Source organism: Faecalicatena contorta (assembly GCF_021531995.1).
GTDB classification, from domain to species: Bacteria; Bacillota; Clostridia; order Lachnospirales; family Lachnospiraceae; genus Dorea_A; species Dorea_A contorta_A.
The window spans coordinates 1-651 of the sequence record NZ_JAFBIZ010000288.1 but is presented as its reverse complement, the minus strand read 5'-3'; the positions used below and the strand labels follow the sequence as shown (position 1 = coordinate 651).

Sequence of the window (651 nt, the reverse complement as noted above, 5' to 3'; positions counted from 1 at the left end):
ATATTATAGAATACGGTAATCTTTCTTCCGAGTATTTATGGAAATATCCATATAATTATGTATGTATGACAGAAGAAAAATATACAGACGAAATTCATAAGGTTATAAAAGAACCAGATGAAAAAATAGATGAATATGCGTATATTCCGCTCATAAGCAATGATGGAGGGGAATATGTAGGTATTTCAGAGGATTCCTATAACAAACTTACAAAGAATAAGAAAGAGCATATCAAACAGGGAGAGGTAAAGGCAGTTCTGGAAAAATCAAAACAAGACGATGAAAACATGTTTCAGGATAAACATGTTTATTTAAAAACAGCAACAGGAATGTGTAAATTTGCGATAAAAAAAGAAGTGAAAGAAGTTTTATTTGTTGCTCAACAGTCGGATATTATACGAATTCTGGTTATGAATAATAGTGATTTTGATATGCTTAGATCTGTGCAGAAAAAGAATACGGTTATTATGACGCAGCAAACAGAAAAAGAGACGGCGATTGATGAGGGCAAATTAAAAGCATGTGAAAAGAAATATGAGATAATTGGTTTTTATAAAGGCTCATTGATGAAAGAAGACAGACAGGATGACTTGACAACTCTTATCTTTTACGTTTGTATTGGTGCATTTTTGATTATTAGTGGAATAATGA

Annotated in this window: 1 protein-coding gene; it reads left to right on the top strand. The window is 31.3% G+C overall.

All coding sequences use genetic code 11. The features are described from left to right. Nucleotides 1–65 precede the first annotated feature (65 nt). A partial coding sequence (locus JQM82_RS15985; RefSeq protein ID WP_235251408.1) for a hypothetical protein occupies nt 66–651 on the top strand: 586 nt, incomplete at its 3' end.